The sequence below is a fragment of the Bacillus sp. 3255 genome (assembly GCF_031456485.1).
In the GTDB taxonomy this organism is placed as follows: domain Bacteria; phylum Bacillota; class Bacilli; order Paenibacillales; family NBRC-103111; genus Paenibacillus_E.
In genome coordinates this window covers 166,328-183,965 of the sequence record NZ_JAVDUS010000006.1, presented here as the reverse complement: position 1 = coordinate 183,965, position 17,638 = coordinate 166,328, and the positions used below count along the sequence as shown (strand labels likewise).

Sequence of the window (17,638 nt, the reverse complement as noted above, 5' to 3'; positions counted from 1 at the left end):
AGCCGATCCTATAATTTACAGTATCACCCCTAAGATTGAAAGCGATTTCCTAAAGCGATTATAAGGAGGAATGTCCCTATGAAGCTTAGCCTGCGTACAATGACGCAAGCCATTGCCGTTAGCAGTCTGATTTCACTGAGCGCCTGTTCCACGGCGGATTCCCCGCCCGCAGCTTCGGCACAAGCAAATGCCGCCGGTGGTAGCCCTGGCGCCGATAACGGTCAAGTCGTCTTACGCATCATGGACTGGAGCGACAGCGTCAAACAATTGCGCGAAGAGTTCCACCGGAAGTTCACGGAGAAATATCCGAACATCAGAATTGAGTATACACAATTGACGATCGACCAATTCAAAAATACTGTACTGACAGCGGTCAAAACGAATGACGCCCCGGATTTATTTCCCGTCCCCACCGGTATGAAGCTTACGACTTTGGTGAAAGAAAACTGGTTTCAGCCTCTAGATCCATTCATTGACGATACCTTCAAAAACATGTTCGTCGAAGGTACTTTTCAGAACGGCACCACGATGGTAGACGGTAAAATTTACTCCATTCCCGAAGCCCTTTCTCTCCCGAGCACACTTGTCTTCTATAACAAAAAGCTGTTCAAGGAAGCAGGACTCGATCCCCAGAAACCACCGGTTACATACAATGAGTTTCGTGACTATGCGCGAAAAATTACGGCGGCCGGCAAAGGCAAATATTACGGCATTATCGAAGGCGGCAAACAGAGCAATCGTTGGCTTTCCACGCTGAGGGAATGGTCCTCGCTCGGCGGCAGCGGCCTGAACGGCAGCGCGCCGGTAAGCTTGGTTACGAAGCAGCCGACCTACGATTCGCAGCCTGTACTCGATCTCTTCGCCTTGTTCAAAGGCTTGGCGCAAGACGGCAGCTTCCATCCCAAAACGATGAGTATCTCGGCTCCGGAAGCCCGGGCGTTATTCGCTCAAGATCAGGCGGGATTCATTATCCAGGGAGCATGGAACGTGGGGGTATGGAATAAAGATAATCCCCAGTTGGACTACGGTGTGATGGCCCCTCCGCTGCCCGAATCGGGGCTGAAGGGCTCGATCCCGGTCACGAGCAATTCGGCTTGGATCGGACTCTCCGCCAAATCCAAGCATCCGAAGGAGGCTGCGCTATATTTGAAGGAATTTTATGGCGGCGATTTTTTTCAAGCCAAACGAGTTGAATCCGGAGATTCCTTCTCGGTCGTGAAAGGCGTTAACGAGAAGTATGCCAAAGCACCGCAGTTGAAAGCTTATTACGATATCGTTCAACAATATGGGCGTATGATTCCGGACCCCAGTGTGCGCAATCCGGATACAGCCGCTATTTTTGCAGAGTTCAAGGACGTACACCCGGACGCCGGAGAGATTCTGTCGGCGGTCGTCGCCGGAGCCATGAAGGATGAGAAGAGCGCGCTTGCCTTATATTCCAAACAGCTTGGAACTGCCTGGAACAGCGCGATCGAAGCGGCCAAGGGCAAAGGTGCCAAAGTGTCCGGTTCCGACTTCGAGTTCCCGAACTGGGATCCGATGAAGAATTATACGGCGGACGATTATAAAGCTCTGAAGTAATGGCTTCGAATGAGGAGGATTGACATGGAGAATGTCATTTCAGCACCTGAGCAGCATCGGTCCGTGCCCCGGACCCGCAGTAAACGCCGCCGTGCCATTCAGCTCTGGTGTTGGCTGTTTATTGCACCGAACTTGATTTTTTACGCAATGTTCCAAGGATGGCCTATCCTCATTAACTGGTACTATGCCCTGCATGACTGGTCGGGCCTCAGCTCGGACATGCCATTCGTCGGGTTGCAGAACTTCAAGGAAATCACCCAAGATTTGTACTTCTGGAAGGCCTATGCCAACAGCTTCAAGTTTATGTTGGGGTCCGTTCCTCTGCTTCTGCTGCTGGCCCTGTTCCTTGCCCTCGTGCTGAACAATCCCAGGCTGCGGGGAGCGACGATTTACCGGACTCTGTATTTCATACCGGTTGTCACGACAGCCTCCATCGTCGGGATCATTATGGTGTATATTTGGGGCTCGGATGGCGCCGTCAATGCTTTGCTTACCGCGCTTGGTATTATCGATCAACCGATTAACTGGCTTGGCGACGCCAAATGGGCAATGACAACGGTGATTATGATTTATGTGTGGAAAAACCTCGGCATGAATATGATCTACTGGCTGGCAGGACTGCAAACCGTCCCCCGGGAGCTGTACGAGGCCGCCAGGGTGGACGGGGCCGGCCATCTGCACACTTTCTTCTCTATCACGCTGCCGCAAATCATTCCGATCGGCCTTGTCATTCTGCTGCTGAATATCGCCGGATCCTTGAAAGTGTTCGATCTCATCAAAACGATGACGGAAGGCGGGCCTTTCTACGCTACAGATGTGGTCTCCACGTACATTTACCGGTATGCCTTCTCCAGTGAAATGGGCTTGCCGCGTATGGGGTATGCATCCGCAGCCGGAATTCTCTTCGCTTTCACGATCATCGTGGTTGCCGTCATCCAGTCCTGGGTCAATAGCAGGTTGAAGAATTCCAGCAGAGGAGAGCGCCTATGAATTCATTGGAAACCAAAGCACTCCATCGCAATGTCAAGTCGGTTCGCGGAATTCTCCTGCACATTGTTCTCTCTGCCCTAGCATTCCTCTGGATCTATCCGTTTCTATGGATGATTTCGGCTTCATTCAAAAGCCAGGATGAATTTTTCACCAAAGGGCTCAGCTTGATCCCCTCGTCCCTGCATGTATCCAACTTCGTCCGGGCATGGGATGCCGGCCATTTCGACCGGTATTTCCTGAATTCGATCGTCATCACGGTTGCGGTCATCTTCATTGTACTATCGATAACTTCCACGTGCGGTTATGCGCTTGGCAGATACGCCTTTGCAGGCAAGCAATTCATCATAACCGTTCTGGCCGCCAGCATCTTCGTGCCTCTGGAATTTTCGATCATCCCGGTATTCGAATTAATCAAGCACTTAGGATTGATGAACTCGCTTGCGGGCATCATTCTGGCCGAATCCGGCGGCGGACATCTCGTCTTCGTGCTCTTATTCGCAGGCTTCTTCCGGCAAGTGCCCAAAGAGCTTGAAGAAGCTGCGATTATGGACGGCTGCGGATTTCTGCGTACTTTTTTCCATATCATGCTGCCTCTCTCCAAACCGATTGTCGGCAGTGCGGTCATCATGCAGTTCATCTGGACGTGGAACTCGTTCCTGCTTCCTCTCGTTCTCACGTTAAGCAATCCCAATTTGAGAACTTTGGCTGTAGGTCTGTATGCGCTGCGCGGTGAAAATATCGTCGACTGGACGGGCATCGCTGCGGGAGGAACGATTGCCTTGGTTCCGATTATTCTTGTATTTCTGCTGCTTCAGCGCTACTTTGTCGACGGCATGGCCGGCGCCATTAAAGGGTAACCCAAATCATTTCGAAGGAGAATGTCTATATGAAACGAAACAAAACGAGAGTCCTGCTGCTGGATCTGGATTCCACCCGCCCGGATCATTTGGGCTGCTACGGCTACCACCGGAATACATCCCCCAATATTGACAGCATCGCCAAAGAAGGCGTTCGCTTTACGAATTATTACACCTCGGATGCGCCATGTTTTCCGTCGCGCACCGCTCTGATGACAGGCAGGTTCGGTATTCACAATGGCGTAGTCGGCCATGGCGGGACGGCTGCGGATGTCCGGCATGAAGGAACGGACCGGGCTTTCCGCGACCGTCTGGGGAAAGAATGCTTGCCGGCCATTTTCCGCAATACCGGCATGAAGACCGCTCTAATTAGCCCATTCGCCGAGCGTCATTCGTCCTGGACCTTCTATGCCGGGTTCAATGAAATGCATAACACAGGCAAAGGCGGCATGGAATACGCCGAAGAAGTAACGCCCGTGGCTCTGAACTGGATCCGCCAGCATGCGCAGGAGGATAATTGGTTCCTGTACGTAAACTACTGGGATCCGCATACGCCCTACAGGACACCGGAAGATTTCGCCAATCCATTCGAGCAAGACCCGCTTCCCGCTTGGATTACGGATGACGTGCTGGCTGCCCATATGAACAAAATAGGACCGCACAGCGCGAGCGAAATCAATATGTATGACAATCGTACATTGCCGCAGTACCCGCGCCACCCCGGGGAAATTACGGACAGAGCCGGCCTGCGAACGATGATCGACGGATACGATATGGGCATCCGCTACATGGATGAGCATATCGGCCGCCTCTTCCAAGAGCTGAAAGATCAAGGTGTCATGGACGACCTGATCGTCATTATTACCGCCGATCACGGTGAAAATATGGGCGAGCTGGGCATTTACGGCGAACATGGAACGGCAGATCAAGGCACGTGCCGTATTCCGATGATTATACGCTGGCCGGGACTCATGTCCAATCACGTGGACAATAGCCTGCACTATCATTTGGATCTCACTCCGACGCTGGCCGAACTGCTGGATGCGCCCGCTTCTCCGAGCTGGGACGGAGCCAGCTACGCTGCCGCCCTTCGCACCGGCGAATCGTGCGGAAGAGATTTTCTCGTTATTTCCCAATGCGCGCATGTTTGCCAGCGAAGCGTCCGGTTCGGGGATTGGCTGTATATCCGAACCTACCACGACGGCTATCATCTGTTCGACAAAGAGATGCTGTTCCACCTCGGCCGCGACCCGCATGAACAATATAATCTGGCGGCCGAGCACCCTGAAATTTGCCGGGAAGCCGTCTATTATTTGAATGAATGGCATGATGAGATGATGCACAAGATGCCGTTCGACGTTGATCCCCTATGGACCGTAATGAAAGAAGGCGGCCCTTACCATGCCAAAGGCTTCCTCCCGGACTATGTGAAGCGTCTGGAGGAGACGGGGCGCTCGTATGGGATCGAAGAACTGAAACGGCGTCATCCGAGGGAGTTCGCCTAAAAACAACGAAGCTGCCGTGTTGGTTCACGGCAGCTTCATCTTTCTTTTCTGTAGTACAACGGAACATGTCCCGTAACGGACTTGAAGACTCTGCCGAAATGCGTGACACTGCCGAACCCGACCTTCTTCGCAATCAGACTGACTTTCATCGACGTTTGCTCCAGCAGCTTCTTCGCTTCTTTGATCCGCACGCTGTTCAAATATTCCACGAACGTGAAGCCTGTCGCCTCTTTGAAAAAACGGCTCAAATAATAAGGACTGACGTAAAATTTCTCAGCCAGCACGTGAAGCGGCAGGTCCTGCATATAATGGCCGTTCATATAACGAACAACCTCCGAGATTCTTTCGTGCATAGGGCTTGGCGACTCCGCCTGCTCCATGCTGTTCGCCTTCACATGCCGGCAGCAAATGATCAGCAGCTGCAGCACCAAAGTCTGCGCATACATCTCGAAGCCGGACCTGCTGTCCTGGATTTCCTGCATGATTGTGCGCGCAAGCGCCTCAAGGGTATGCCGGTCATGCAGAGGACATTTGACGATGATGTACTCGTTCTCGAACAGCGGCTGTAAGATGTCCCGATAAGCGGGATTGACGGCTGCCATATACTGCTCATGAATATTAACAATGAGCCGCTCGTGCTCGGGCATCTCTGCATTGGTTGTCCGATGGAGAATATTCGGAGAAATAATAATGACATCCCCCTCGTTCATGACCAGCGTCCTGTCTTTTATGAAAAATGCCCGATTGCCGGACATCAAATAGTAGATTTCGAAGGTGCTGTGAAAATGACTGATCGGCATATGGTGGCTTAACGCCTTCCGGTGAGAGACCGAGAAGGTGCTGTCTTCATTATTGTATTGGAAACTCCCCATCGAATTCCGCCTCCCCACTCTCTTGTCACTCATTATACGCCTCTGCATAAATCCTGCAAGATATAAGAAGAAATCCGAGTTTTAAGCAAAAAATGTACATATTCCTCTGCTAAGATAAGGTGTATACAAGTGAAAAGGAGAGTACAAAATGAATTCTTCTCAATCCAATCTTAAAATCGAGAATATCGGTCGCGAAGCTTTCACTCCGCTAGAATGGGCGGAAAAAGCGTGCGAGGCGCTCATGACAAAATTCGAACCGGAACAGCTTCCGCCGGACCGTTTTCACTATCACCAGGGTGTGTTCCTCTCAGGGATGGAGAAATGCTGGAAGGAAACGAAGAAAGAGAAATACTATGACTATCTGAAGCGGTGGGTGGACAGCCAAGTCCTTGCCGACGGCAGCATCAAAAAATACAAACCCGATGAGCTGGACGATATCCAGCCCGGTGTACTTCTCTATAACCTGTATGAGCAGACGGGAGACGAGCGGTATAAAAAAGCTTTGTATACGCTGGTGCCGTTACTCAAGTCTTGGAAAACAAATCCGTCCGGCGGGTTCTGGCATAAGGAGCATTATCCGAATCAAATGTGGCTGGACGGTCTGTATATGGCCGGCCCGATTGCCGTCCAATTCGGCCAGACGTTCGGCGAAAGCGAATATTTCGACATGATGACGTTCCAAGCGATTCTGATGGAGCAGCATACGAAGGACCCTAAGACCGGATTGCTGTACCACGGTTGGGACGAGACCAAAGCGGCTTCGTGGGCTGACCCCGAGACGGGGTTGGCACCGGAATTCTGGGGACGCGCAATCGGCTGGTATCCTGTCGCCCTGCTGGAAATGTTCGAATACCTTCCCGAGAACCATAAGGACAAAGCGCAGTTGGTCAGCATCCTGCAAGACCTGCTGATCGCCTTAACCAAATACCAAGATGCCGACACGGGCCTATGGTATCAAGTCGTGGACAAAGGCGACCGGGCCGATAATTGGCTGGAAAACTCCTGTACGGCTCTGTACGTACATGCCATTGCCAAAGCCGTGCGGTTCGGCTACCTCGACGTCAACTATTTGCAATATGCCTGGAAAGGCTATCAAGGCGTTATCGATACGTTGAAGTTCGATGAGAACGGCAACGTCGTCATCGGCCAAATCTGCATCGGCACAGGGATTGGAGACTACGCCCACTACATCGCTCGGCCTACCAGCGAGAATGATTTGCACGGCGCAGGCGCCTTTATTCTCATGTGTGTGGAGATGAGCTTGGCGCAGCAAACGAATTTGTAGCTACTGCCGGGCGCAGTGCCGCCGCTTGCCAAGCCGCTGCAGCCGCCGCGCCTCGGCCGCCTCGGCCGGCTCGGTCGGCCAAGCTAGGTTGGCCGGCTAACGGACACAGCGGACCTTATTCGGCAGTTCGAGGCCGGCATGAGATTCTAACGGACACGGGAGCCGCTAATCGCCCATTCGGGCGTCGTTTTGCCATAAAAGCCGGCAAATAATAGCTCCGGTGTCCGTTACATTTGAAACACGGCCGGTTTCACCCGAATAGCGGCCGTGGTGTCCGTTACGGCACAATTAAACAAGGCCCCTCTGCCGCGACAGAGGGGCCTTGTTTATGTATCAAACCGTAATGACATCCATTCCGCTATCGCGAAATTGCCGGACCGCACTCTCCGAAATCCCGCTGCCTGTGATCAGGGTATTGATGGACGTACACGGAGCGACGGTATGCAGGGAGACTTTGCCGATTTTGCTGTCGTCCGCTACGACGATGATTTTCTCCGCAGCCTCGATCATCCCCTTCTTCGTCGGCACAAGCTGCGCTTCCGGATGCATAAGGCCATATTTGGGATGAATGACCGGTATGCCGATGAACGCCTTCTGCACATGCAGAGATCCGAGCACATGATCGGTGAACATGCCGTTTAGCATATAGCTGGAAGGATAAAGCTCGCCGCCGGTAACGATCACTTTGATGCCGGGAGCGTCTCTCAGCTCTGTCGCAACATTCATATCATTCGTGACGACGGTAATGTTGGAGCGCTGAACCAGATTCTTGGCAATATGCAAGGTTGTCGTCCCGGAATCGATAATGATATGTTCCCCATCCTCGACGAGACTTGCCGCCATTTTGCCGATCCGGTCCTTCTGATCCAAGTGGTGGGCAGCTCTTTCGTTGAAAGACGGCTCATTATTCGTCCATTGATCGATCGTCACGCCGCCATGCGTCCTCTTGGCCAGCCCTTTCTGCTCGATCTCCTCGAGATCTCTGCGGATCGTCGCCTCATGAACGTTAAATTCCTGCGCCAATTCGGCGATGGTGGCAACACGATGAATTTTTACATATTCGACGATTCGAAATTTCCGTTCAGCCGCTAGCACAGGGCACCTCCTTCTTTGCGCAATTCTACCCCTCATAAGTTCAAAATAGATCGTTTCCGCTCAATTTTGCTTATACATTATTATAAGTTTTTTATAAGGTCAAGTAAAACTTACGACTTTTCACTATTCCGCCTTGGGCTCGTCGCGGTTCTGTATCGCTTCACCCGGAAGCAGACGGTCGAATGTGAACATGTTGGCTAACCGCAGGGGGGTGAACGCCGATGCAAAGCCTACGCTGAGCTCCGCTTTCTGCGGATGCTTGACGTCAGGTATACGAACGGCCAGCCCCTCCGGCTCTCTGAAGGACAAATCGCTGCCCGCTGTGATCAGCTGTTTATCGACAACCTCGCCCGTATTGAAATCCACGGTGGTAATGTACGTATTCCCGACAGGTTCAACCGATCCGGAAGAGCCGTATGAACTGCCTTCCAACAAGTACAAATATTGTCCGTAAGAGGCGAATCCCTGGAACGTGCCGACACTTGGCTGGACTACATCCGCAATCGGTTCATACCGGTTCCGCTTGACATCCTCCAACGCGTATACGCCGAAGTGAAATGCGCCGTCCTTCCGGTACCGCATCGTCAGCAGCTCGTTCGCCGCATCGATATTGACGGTTGTCCGGTCCGCCCCCTGGACGAGCACATGCTTCTGAAGCTCCGGCGACTGAGGGGTCAAGATTTTACCGTTCTCGAACTTGAATCTGGTGATGACCGTCCCCCAGCCATCCTTTCCTTCCGCTACGGAATTGGTTTCCGTCCATAGATAGGGGACGCCGTCCTCCGTCTCGAGGCCGATCTGCACGCCATGGCCGAATCCTTTCAAATACATGTAGCCGGTTTTGTTGCCGTCGGCGTCCAGCTGCGTCAGCGCCAGGTCGCCGTTCAGGCTGCGGTTCGCTCCGCTTACAGGTGCAGCTTCGCCCGGAAGCGTTAGCCCGCCCGCCATCAATTGAACGGTATACGTGTGCCCATTGACGTTATCGAAAGCAAACGATTGCAGAACGGTTCCGTTTTGCAGCGTTTTGTCCCGGATGAGTTCCGTCCCCTGAACGGACAAATCGAACATTTTGGCATTCCATTTGGCAGGCTTCGCGCTTGCCGTTCCATGGATAGATCCCAGCAGTGTCAACGCCACGATGCCTGCAATCCACATATTTGTTTTCATCGGCTTATTCGACCTCTCCTTCGCAATCCAAATATTGCTTCACCAGCTCAACGAACACACTCGGCTCGTCAACCGCATAACGCCGAATCCCCATGTCCAGCAATTCGAATAAATCTTTCCGTTCCAATTGGAACGGAAGCACTTCCAATTGAAGCCCCGCAGCGCTCAAATGCCCGAGTGCCTCCTTGAGGAACGCCTTCGGCAGTTTATACCGCCAAGACCGATGCTCCTCCAGGTCCTCCAGGTCCTCCAAGTCCGGCAGATGAAGCTGAACGATATCGAGCGAATCAAACCCGGTTTGGCGGACCTCCGCGAACTTGCTCACGGCCGCTTCCGGGAAGCGCGCAGGAATCCACAGCATCGTGCGAATGCCGGGAATCAACCGTTTGACCGTCTTGCAATTCTCATGATCGTTGTGAGCGAAAATAATTTGTCCGGCTGTGCCAGATTCCCGAATCTGTGCAGCCAGCACCTCCAGATCCACCTGTTTGAAGTCCAGATAGAGCTGACGCTCGGGGTGCTGCGATAGAACCGCCAATACTTCGTTCAGCGAAGGGACCTTTTCCATGCGGAACCGCTCCCCGAATTTGACGCCGGCGTCCCACTGGCGTATCTGCCCGAACGTAAGTTCGGAGATCAGCCTGTCTTGCTCAGCCTCGGGAACAGCCGTCGTTCGTTTCGGCGTCGCATCATGCATACCGATGATGACGCCATCGGCCGTTTGCCGGATATCGATCTCCGGAATCCCTCCCAGCTCCCAAGCGTAATTCATCGCTGCCATCGTGTTCTCAGGCGCTTCCGAATTCGAATTTTGGTGCGCCTGCCATTGAATGGCCTGCTTGCCCGTCAACTTGGCTTTCATGGATATGTCCCTCCGATTATTTGGATTTCAAGATACGTTCCGATTCCTTCTTGAAAGCATCCAATGAAGTATTGATATCCTTGCTGTCGTACATAATCGCTTGCATCACCGAATGGAACTCTTTCATCACTTCCGGCCATACGACACTCTTGTTCGTATCGGTCGCGAATTGCAGTTGATCGTAAGCGACTTTGCGGTTCGGTTCTTTCGTCCATAGATCCTGGAGCTGTTTCGTCTCAACCATTTTCTTAGTGAATGGCAGATAGCCGGTATCGATGATGAACTGTAAGCCGCCTTGCGGATCGGTTTCTACCCAATTGATGAATTCCCATGCCGCATTCTTGTTCTTGGAGCCGGACGTCATCGCAATATTGGCTCCGCCTGTAGGCTCGGCGTTTACTTTATCCTTCGGCATGAAAGCGGTTACCATCTTGAACTTGACATTGGATAGCGAGCCCATGACCCCTGTGGACTGAAACATCATGCCGACTTTCCCGTCCGTAAACATTTGATTGACGATGCTTCCGGAGTTTTGTGAAGGCGGGTAGTACAAGGCTCCTGTACTTTGCATATCTTTCAAGTAGCTGAACACTTTGTTGCCGATGCCGTTATCGATGAATCCGAGCGAGGTTGTTTGGTCATTGAAAAATTTGCCGCCTGCTTGCGTGATGAAAGCGATTGGATACCACGAATCGTGAACCATCGTCAAGCCATAACGTTTGTACTCGCTGCCTTCCTTGACCACAAGCGCGTTGGCCACTTTCTTCAATTCGTCCCATGTTGTCGGAACGGCAAGCCCTTTCTCATCCAGCATATCCTTATTGATATAGAAAATTGGCGTAGAGCGGTTGAGCGGCAAGGATACCAATTTATTGTTAAATGTGGAATGCCCCATCAAGCCAGGAACGAAATCGTCAGCGCTCAGCTTCGAATTTTTCATATAGGAATTGAGATCCTGCAAAACGTCGGCGTCCGCAAACTGCTCGACATAAGCCCGTTCCAGCATCGTCACATCCGGTGCGGTATTAGCTGCAATAGATTGCTGCAATTTGGTAGCGGTTTCATCATAATTGCCTTGAAACGTTCCGACCACTTCGATGTTCGGATGGGAAGCATTGAAGCGATCGATCATCGCCGTCATGTATTCGCCTGTTTTGCCGCCAAGAGAGTGCCAGAATTGAAGCGTAACCTTGCCTTTGGCCGGTTCGGACGAAGTCTTCGCCGCCGGAGCTGGAGCCGTTCCCGGAGCCGCCGACCCTTCAGATCCGCCGCTTCCGCCGGACGAACATCCTGCAAGCAAGCTTGTGATTGCGACTGCGGATACCACTAATTTACCAAATTTGTTCTTCATGTACTTACCCCTCCATCATTTGGATTAGATTGTCATACCTAAATCAAGTTATTTAATGCCGGAGTAGACGAACGCTTTGACAATGTATTTCGAACAGAACGCATATACAATCAGAATAGGAATGACCAGCACAACATTGGCAGCCATTAGAATATTCCAGTTGCTGACACCCTCGGTTTCCTTCAGCATGGAAATACCGATGGTCAGCGGTCGAACGCTGGTGGAGTCAGTCATGACGAGCGGCCAAAAGTAATCGTTCCAATGGCTGACGAAACTGAACAACACGATCGTCGCGAGTGCGGGCAGCGCCATAGGCGTCAGAATGTTCCACATAATCCGGAACTCGCTGGCATTATCCATTCTGGCCGCCTCGATAATCTCCTCAGGCGCTTGCATGAAATATTGGCGCAGCAGGAAAATCCCGAATGCATTGGACATGAATGGTAGGATTTGCGGCAGCAGCGTCTTGATCATCCCCCACTCCGCCAGCATCAAATAGACCGGAATGAATGTAACCTGGCCGGGAATCATGAAAGCCAGCAGCACCATGCCGAACAAGATGGTTTTTCCGCGGAAATTGTACTTGGCAAAGGCATATGCGGCTGGAATCATCACGATCACTTGCAGGATGATGACAGAAACGGTCACGATGACCGAGTTCCTCGTATAAGTGAGGAACGGCCCTGCGCCCATGGCGTCCGAGAAATTGTTCCACTGCGGCATGGCCGGAACCATCGTCGGCGGGAACGTCATGATTTCATCGTAAGACTGAAGCGAGGTCGATATCATCCATAGAAACGGGAATATAAAAATGAGCAGAAGCGCAATTTTGAATATAAAGCTTAAGGTTCGCTTCATGGCAAATCGGACTCTCCTTTTTCATCCTCTAGTTGCCATTAGGAATAATGGACTTTTTTGGACAGTAATCGGAAGTACAGCACGGTCAATAGCCCAATTGCCGCCATCAATACCACACCCGTCGCTGAAGCATACCCGATATTCGTTGTGCGGAACTCATAAATGTAATAGACCAGCGTGTTGGTAGCTTTATTAGGACCGCCGCCTGTCATAATTCGGACCGTATCGAAAACCTTGAAGGAACCGATCGTCATAATAATCAGGATAAAAAAAAGCTGCGGCGAAATCATCGGAATCGTGATGGAGAAAAGCACACGAAATTTACTGGCGTTGTCAATGGCTGCCGCTTCAAGGATCTCCTTCGATATTCCCCGGATAGCCGCAATAATAATCAATGCATAATAGCCGATGCTGTGCCATACCGAAACGAGAATAACCGAGACAAGCGCCGTTCTCGAGCTCTGCAGCCACTGAGACGGAGGCAGACCGAGCGCTTTCAACATGTAATTGAGATAGCCGACACTCGGCTCCATCATCCAAAGCCAAACGAGCGCAATGGAGACGATCGAAATAATATGAGGCGTAAATATCCCGACTTGGATGAGAGAATTAAACTTGCTGCTATGGCTTAACCAGACGGCAATAATCAGGGATAAGGCCAACGTCAGCACGACGACCCCGACCGTATACAAGCACGTATTCCACAACGACTTGTAAAAGTCTTCTCGCGTGAAGATCTCGGCGAAATTATCCAGTCCGATGAATCGGCTCTTCGCCTTGTTCAGCATGTTGTACTTGAAAAAGCTCAAGTACACTAGATACAAGATAGGGTAAATCACAAAAACTAAGATGCCTGCCATAGCCGGCGCAATCATAACATAGGGGCGAAGCTTGCTCCAAAGCCTCATCTTGTTCAAATGAATCCTCCTTCCACTAGGGTCCGTGAGTAATACCTGCGCGATAATGTTCAAAATTATGTGGTAAACGCTTTCTTTTGTGCTTAGATAAGTTTACTTCAATTCATTATTTTTGTCATTACTCGAATTTGCTTCTGCTTCTGAGCTTCCATTCACCACTTGATGTCCAATAAAACCTTCTGCCACCCCCTGTTAGCTTCTGCAAACTCCATGGCGTGCGAGAAATCTTCAGAGGATTGGATTGACTTCCGTTCATTCGGCAGCAGTTTTCTCAAAGTCGCCTGGCACCGCACATCTTTCATCGCTTCCAGCACGGGAATGAAATCAGGGATGGAGCTCCGGCTGCTGCCTCGCATTGTGATGCCTTTCTCCAGAACGTCGCGCGTATTAATGGGCACCCTGTCTTCGGTGACTCCCATTAGGATAAGATGACCTCCGGGATTCAAAACATCAATCGCTTGATTAATGGCGCTTTCTGAGAATTTGCCCCCGGTGCATTCCAATGCGACATCATATTTGCTGCCTTGGGAGAAGTCGTAATCCTGCACCAGCCTGCAGGTTGCAAATTCGAACTGCGCCAGCTTCTCCGGAACGGCGCCGAACACCGTCAGCCGGTCTTGGCTTACTCCATAAACATGATGAAGCATCGCCGCCGCCAAATATCCGACCGGACCGTCTCCGAACACGACAACGCGCGCCTCCTTCAGCGTCTCCGCAATATGGCTGAGCGCTTGATAGGATACGGAACTGAGCTCCGTCAACACGGCAATCTCATCCGGCACTTCATCGGGAATCGGGATCGCGCTTGCGGCCGGGATGACCAGCCGGCTCTGCATGATGCCGTCCGTCCCGCTCCCCAAGAAGCGCCCGCGTTCGCAATAGTTCATTCCTTTGCCGCTTCTGCACGATTCGCAGCAGCTCTGGCGGTCCGCCCCATCCAGCAGATAACCCTGAATATTCGGAACGATAACAACCCGCTCGCCAACTTTCACATTCGGCGATGCGCTCGCCTTCACGATTCCGATCCCCTCATGGATGAGCGCCATAGGGAGCTTGCGTTCCAATGCTTCCGCTCGCCGTTGACCGCTGTAATAGCGCAAATCTGCATGACAGACGCTGCCCAGCGACGGTTCCACAACGACCTCCCAATCATGAACTTCCTTCTCAAGAACCTTCTCTTCCACCACATGGGGCTTGGTGAGGCGGTACACACGAGATTGGACGTAATTCGGTTTTCCTTCAGCCTGTTCCACGTACGATTCCTCCCAACTTCATCTCTCAAGCTCTTTAATGTTCATTTTATGCATTAATAAGTTCATTAATGCTCGTTATTGCTTGATTAGAGTATATATCGACGATTTATTCGGCGTCAAGCATTAATTTTATGCGTATTTCATGCTTTGTTACTGACTTGCAGGACTGATTTACAGCAAAAAGAAGCATGACTACACCGTGAACGCCTGGCCTCATGGCTTGAGGTCGTTCACTGGTTGTCATACTTCTTTTCTTTTTCATACATATTGAAAAAGCACCTTGCCCCCTGGTTGATTCATTTGGAATGTAAGGATGATTTCCATGCATGTTCATACGGATTATTTCCCAGGTAATTAGGTTGAACGCTCGGAACAATAGCGAGAACACCCTCGAGGGAATTTAACGCATCTGTTATATCTGCAAGCAGCTTTTCGTTACGAGCCGTTACGATAAGTTTCAGGGAAGTTTCCGGATCCGGTACAACGCGCACTCTCTCCGATCTTTCCTCACCGTTCATCACTTGCAGATGACGAATTTGCACCTGCAGCTCCGCCAATTTATCAAAAAGATGATTTAACTTCGCCGTATTGCTCGTTACCCAGATCACGTATTCCTTGCTCCGCCGTTTCCTCATCCAATACTTCTCCCAATGATTGAGAACAAACAAGCTAAACAAGACGAGCACAGCCGCCATAATCGAAACGTAATAAAATCCGGCACCGACAGACAATCCGATGGCGGCGACTACCCAGATCGAAGCCGCTGTCGTCAGCCCTGAAACCGTTGCCCCCGTGCGCATAATCGCACCCGCGCCCAGGAAGCCGATGCCACTGATCACCTGCGCTGCCAAGCGGGCGGGATCGATCCTTACATTCGCTTCGTTAACGAATTCGTTGAACCCGTAAACCGACAAAAGCATGATCGTCGTGGAGCCGACGCAGACGAGAATATGCGTGCGCAGTCCCGCTGCATGATTGCTCCACTCGCGCTCCAGACCGATTAGCCCCCCGAGTACGACGGATAAGATCATTCGGAAAGTCAGTGACCAATCGCTAATATACCAAATTGAGTCTTGCGATAACAATCGGCGATCCCCCCTAGATAAGCTAGCTTTCAAATGCTTTGTTTGCTTTTGAATATGGAATGTTCATTTAGATTAATTTAATGCTCATAAATGTTTATTTAAATCCTATTTCATCTTTGCGGATGTGTCAAGCACATCATGGAACAGAACCACCAACATGCCGGCTGCTTCCGGTGGACAAAGAGACGGGGGTTGGCCCCTGCGTATATAAGGGCACTGGTGTCCGCCGCATAAAGAACGGGACTGGTGTCCGCTGCGCAAAGCCTGCCTCAACCAATAAGGGCCTCGCTGGCTGTTAGCGAGTGCTGCAAAATACGAACCCCGCCCGCCTAACCTAGCCGGCCGCCTTGAAGACCATTGTGGTCGAAAATTCATATACATTTCGCGTTGCGAGGGCAATATCATATAAATCTATATGAAAAATAGTATACATTTGCGTTTTTTTCCTCTTACCCCGATGAATCTATTCGAAAATTCATATAGATTCTCACAATTCGCCCGCGCAAACAAAAAAAGCCGCTAAAGCGATTATCTCCAGCTCAGCGGCTTTGATCATATTCACGACCCTTTGCTCACCCAGAACGTGATGCGGTCGCCCTGGCGGACGGCAGCTCCCGGCGTGAGGTCCTGCTTGAAAACAATCCCTTTGGCGGCGGCATTCGCCTCCAGGAAAAATTGGTAGCGCAGCCCGGCGGCTTTCGCCATCCGTTCAGCGTCTTCCCTCGTATGGGCGATCAAATCCGGGACGACGCCCGCTTGCACTTGATCGCCTCCGTCGGTTGGAGGCGCATCCGTCTGCACAGCCGCGGGCTGGGATGTCGGATTAGCCGGCGGAGCGGCTGTCGGTGCGGCCGATTGCGCAGCCGACGGCGCAGCCGTTGCTGCCGGCAGCTGAGACGCCGGCACGCGATTCGCCGATAAGGAAGGCTGCGGATTGCCGCCGCTCACAGAGGCCGGGCCCGGTCGCAGCGTTAGCCAGAGCAGCACGATCAGCGCACAGAAGCCGGCGCCGGCGAGAAGCTGCCGGCTGCGCAGCCGTAACGCTGAGCGGTCAGCAGCCTTCTTGCTGGCCGCGGCAGTGCGGGCGCGCGGCTGCGGCTGCGGCTGCGGCGCCGGCTCCGGTCGCTTCCCTTCTGGTGCCGCCACCACACTCTCCGGCTTCTTCACCTCGCGGCTGCCGAGCAAAGCTTCCAGCTCCGCTTGGAAATCGGCCAGCGTGCATTCTCCTTCATACGCCCTGCAGGCTAGCGTCACAGCACGTTCCCGCGTCTCAACCGGCATATCCGCAAACAGCCGGTTCATCTCGAAGGCGTAGGCGCTGAGCGATGATGTCGGGATATCCGTTCTGGCGCCCAGCTGGTATAGCAGCAGCGCCAATCCCGGGACACCGCGCCGGCCGTGCTTGCCTTCCGACCAGTAATTCAGGATCCGCATCCGGCCGCTATGATCCAGCCACAAATTACCTGCATCGACGGAGCATTCCGGCAGCCGGTTGCGGCGGCTTTCCCGAATGCCTTTGGCGAGCTCGCGGACATATTCAAGCGCCTTCCGGCCGGTAATATCCAGATCGATTAACCGTTCCTGCAGCGGACTTCCTGTTTCCGCCTGCAGAACAACGATTATATGACCTGCCTCCGCTCCCGCCTCAACCATGCGCATGAGGTGCGCACCGGATATCCGGCACGCTTTGGCCAGCCAGCGCAAAGCTTCATGATGCGCCAACTCATCTGTTTCTTGATAGGTATAGAGAAGAACCTCCCGCCCGAGGGTCAGATCCGTTCCCCTCGCCAACATCCCGTTCATCATCGTTTGAATCGGCTGTTCTGTCCGATAGCGATTTCCGTCAAAAGTCATGGACGTGTTCCCCCTTTATATCCATAGATATTCGCCGCGTTGCGTTTATTTGCGTCATCGGCACTTTTTCCCGGCACCGTCTTGCCTTCTCCTTCAACTTCATGCT

Annotated in this window: 15 protein-coding genes; 5 read left to right on the top strand and 10 right to left on the bottom strand. The window is 52.1% G+C overall.

What is annotated here, in order from left to right; all coding sequences use genetic code 11:
- The first annotated feature begins 78 nt into the window (after positions 1-78).
- Genes J2X61_RS11510 through J2X61_RS11495 form a run of 4 tightly spaced genes read left to right on the top strand, consistent with a single transcriptional unit; the run spans position 79 to position 4,933 of the window.
- Positions 79-1,581: an ABC transporter substrate-binding protein gene (locus J2X61_RS11510; protein ID WP_310187868.1), complete on the top strand. Its 1,503-nt coding sequence runs from the start codon at positions 79-81 to the stop codon at positions 1,579-1,581.
- A 24-nt stretch (positions 1,582-1,605) separates the two neighbouring features.
- Positions 1,606-2,571 (top strand): carbohydrate ABC transporter permease, encoded by a 966-nt coding sequence (locus J2X61_RS11505; protein ID WP_310187867.1) that lies wholly within the window; start codon positions 1,606-1,608, stop codon positions 2,569-2,571.
- Entirely contained in the window at positions 2,568-3,428 is an 861-nt protein-coding gene (locus J2X61_RS11500; RefSeq protein ID WP_310187866.1) for a carbohydrate ABC transporter permease, read from the top strand. The genes J2X61_RS11505 and J2X61_RS11500 overlap by 4 nt, the downstream gene beginning before the upstream one ends.
- Before the next feature lie 29 nt (positions 3,429-3,457).
- Positions 3,458-4,933, top strand: coding sequence for a sulfatase family protein (locus J2X61_RS11495; RefSeq protein WP_310187865.1), 1,476 nt, complete (start codon positions 3,458-3,460; stop codon positions 4,931-4,933).
- Positions 4,934-4,968: 35 nt separating this feature from the next.
- Here J2X61_RS11495 and J2X61_RS11490 read toward each other — a convergent pair whose 3' ends face one another.
- Positions 4,969-5,805 (bottom strand): AraC family transcriptional regulator, encoded by an 837-nt coding sequence (locus J2X61_RS11490; protein WP_310187864.1) that lies wholly within the window; start codon positions 5,803-5,805, stop codon positions 4,969-4,971.
- Between the two features lie 148 nt (positions 5,806-5,953).
- On the opposite strand from J2X61_RS11490, the gene J2X61_RS11485 reads away from it, so the two are divergent.
- A complete protein-coding gene (locus tag J2X61_RS11485) occupies positions 5,954-7,090 on the top strand; it encodes a glycoside hydrolase family 88/105 protein (protein WP_274469965.1) in 1,137 nt (378 codons plus the stop codon).
- Positions 7,091-7,423: 333 nt separating this feature from the next.
- On the opposite strand, the gene J2X61_RS11480 is transcribed toward J2X61_RS11485, so the two are convergent.
- The 9 genes from J2X61_RS11480 to J2X61_RS11440 all read right to left on the bottom strand — a co-directional run bounded on the left by J2X61_RS11480 (position 7,424) and on the right by J2X61_RS11440 (position 17,532).
- Complete coding sequence (locus J2X61_RS11480) at positions 7,424-8,185, bottom strand: DeoR/GlpR family DNA-binding transcription regulator (protein ID WP_274469967.1); 762 nt, start codon at positions 8,183-8,185, stop codon at positions 7,424-7,426.
- A 123-nt stretch (positions 8,186-8,308) separates the two neighbouring features.
- Complete coding sequence (locus J2X61_RS11475) at positions 8,309-9,352, bottom strand: phage baseplate protein (RefSeq protein WP_310187863.1); 1,044 nt, start codon at positions 9,350-9,352, stop codon at positions 8,309-8,311.
- A 4-nt stretch (positions 9,353-9,356) separates the two neighbouring features.
- The gene (locus J2X61_RS11470) at positions 9,357-10,214 is read right to left on the bottom strand and encodes a glycerophosphodiester phosphodiesterase family protein (protein ID WP_310187862.1); all 858 of its coding nucleotides are present in this window, start codon (positions 10,212-10,214) and stop codon (positions 9,357-9,359) included.
- A 16-nt stretch (positions 10,215-10,230) separates the two neighbouring features.
- Positions 10,231-11,565: an ABC transporter substrate-binding protein gene (locus J2X61_RS11465; RefSeq protein WP_274469971.1), complete on the bottom strand. Its 1,335-nt coding sequence runs from the start codon at positions 11,563-11,565 to the stop codon at positions 10,231-10,233.
- Between the two features lie 48 nt (positions 11,566-11,613).
- Positions 11,614-12,423 carry a carbohydrate ABC transporter permease gene (locus J2X61_RS11460; RefSeq protein WP_274469972.1) on the bottom strand — a complete coding sequence of 270 codons (810 nt, stop codon included), beginning with the start codon at positions 12,421-12,423 and terminating at the stop codon, positions 11,614-11,616.
- A 38-nt stretch (positions 12,424-12,461) separates the two neighbouring features.
- Positions 12,462-13,340: a carbohydrate ABC transporter permease gene (locus tag J2X61_RS11455; protein ID WP_274469973.1), complete on the bottom strand. Its 879-nt coding sequence runs from the start codon at positions 13,338-13,340 to the stop codon at positions 12,462-12,464.
- A 152-nt stretch (positions 13,341-13,492) separates the two neighbouring features.
- On the bottom strand, positions 13,493-14,593 hold the full coding sequence (locus tag J2X61_RS11450) for an alcohol dehydrogenase catalytic domain-containing protein (protein ID WP_310187861.1): 1,101 nt from the start codon (positions 14,591-14,593) through the stop codon (positions 13,493-13,495).
- A 296-nt stretch (positions 14,594-14,889) separates the two neighbouring features.
- Positions 14,890-15,624, bottom strand: coding sequence for an MgtC/SapB family protein (locus J2X61_RS11445; RefSeq protein ID WP_274470885.1), 735 nt, complete (start codon positions 15,622-15,624; stop codon positions 14,890-14,892).
- A gap of 612 nt (positions 15,625-16,236) precedes the next feature.
- Entirely contained in the window at positions 16,237-17,532 is a 1,296-nt protein-coding gene (locus J2X61_RS11440) for a PASTA domain-containing protein (protein ID WP_310187860.1), read from the bottom strand.
- Positions 17,533-17,638: the final 106 nt, after the last annotated feature.

Excerpts from the sequence above, each read along its gene's own strand:
- J2X61_RS11490 (WP_310187864.1), bottom strand. The coding sequence starts at position 5,805 with ATGGGGAGTTTCCAATACAATAATGAAGACAGCACCTTCTCGGTCTCT.
- J2X61_RS11505 (WP_310187867.1), top strand. The coding sequence starts at position 1,606 with ATGGAGAATGTCATTTCAGCACCTGAGCAGCATCGGTCCGTGCCCCGG.
- J2X61_RS11470 (WP_310187862.1), bottom strand. The coding sequence starts at position 10,214 with ATGAAAGCCAAGTTGACGGGCAAGCAGGCCATTCAATGGCAGGCGCAC.
- J2X61_RS11465 (WP_274469971.1), bottom strand. The coding sequence starts at position 11,565 with ATGAAGAACAAATTTGGTAAATTAGTGGTATCCGCAGTCGCAATCACA.
- J2X61_RS11495 (WP_310187865.1), top strand. The coding sequence starts at position 3,458 with ATGAAACGAAACAAAACGAGAGTCCTGCTGCTGGATCTGGATTCCACC.
- J2X61_RS11475 (WP_310187863.1), bottom strand. The coding sequence starts at position 9,352 with ATGAAAACAAATATGTGGATTGCAGGCATCGTGGCGTTGACACTGCTG.
- J2X61_RS11500 (WP_310187866.1), top strand. The coding sequence starts at position 2,568 with ATGAATTCATTGGAAACCAAAGCACTCCATCGCAATGTCAAGTCGGTT.
- J2X61_RS11510 (WP_310187868.1), top strand. The coding sequence starts at position 79 with ATGAAGCTTAGCCTGCGTACAATGACGCAAGCCATTGCCGTTAGCAGT.
- J2X61_RS11460 (WP_274469972.1), bottom strand. The coding sequence starts at position 12,423 with ATGAAGCGAACCTTAAGCTTTATATTCAAAATTGCGCTTCTGCTCATT.
- J2X61_RS11445 (WP_274470885.1), bottom strand. The coding sequence starts at position 15,624 with ATGATCTTATCCGTCGTACTCGGGGGGCTAATCGGTCTGGAGCGCGAG.
- J2X61_RS11485 (WP_274469965.1), top strand. The coding sequence starts at position 5,954 with ATGAATTCTTCTCAATCCAATCTTAAAATCGAGAATATCGGTCGCGAA.
- J2X61_RS11440 (WP_310187860.1), bottom strand. The coding sequence starts at position 17,532 with ATGACTTTTGACGGAAATCGCTATCGGACAGAACAGCCGATTCAAACG.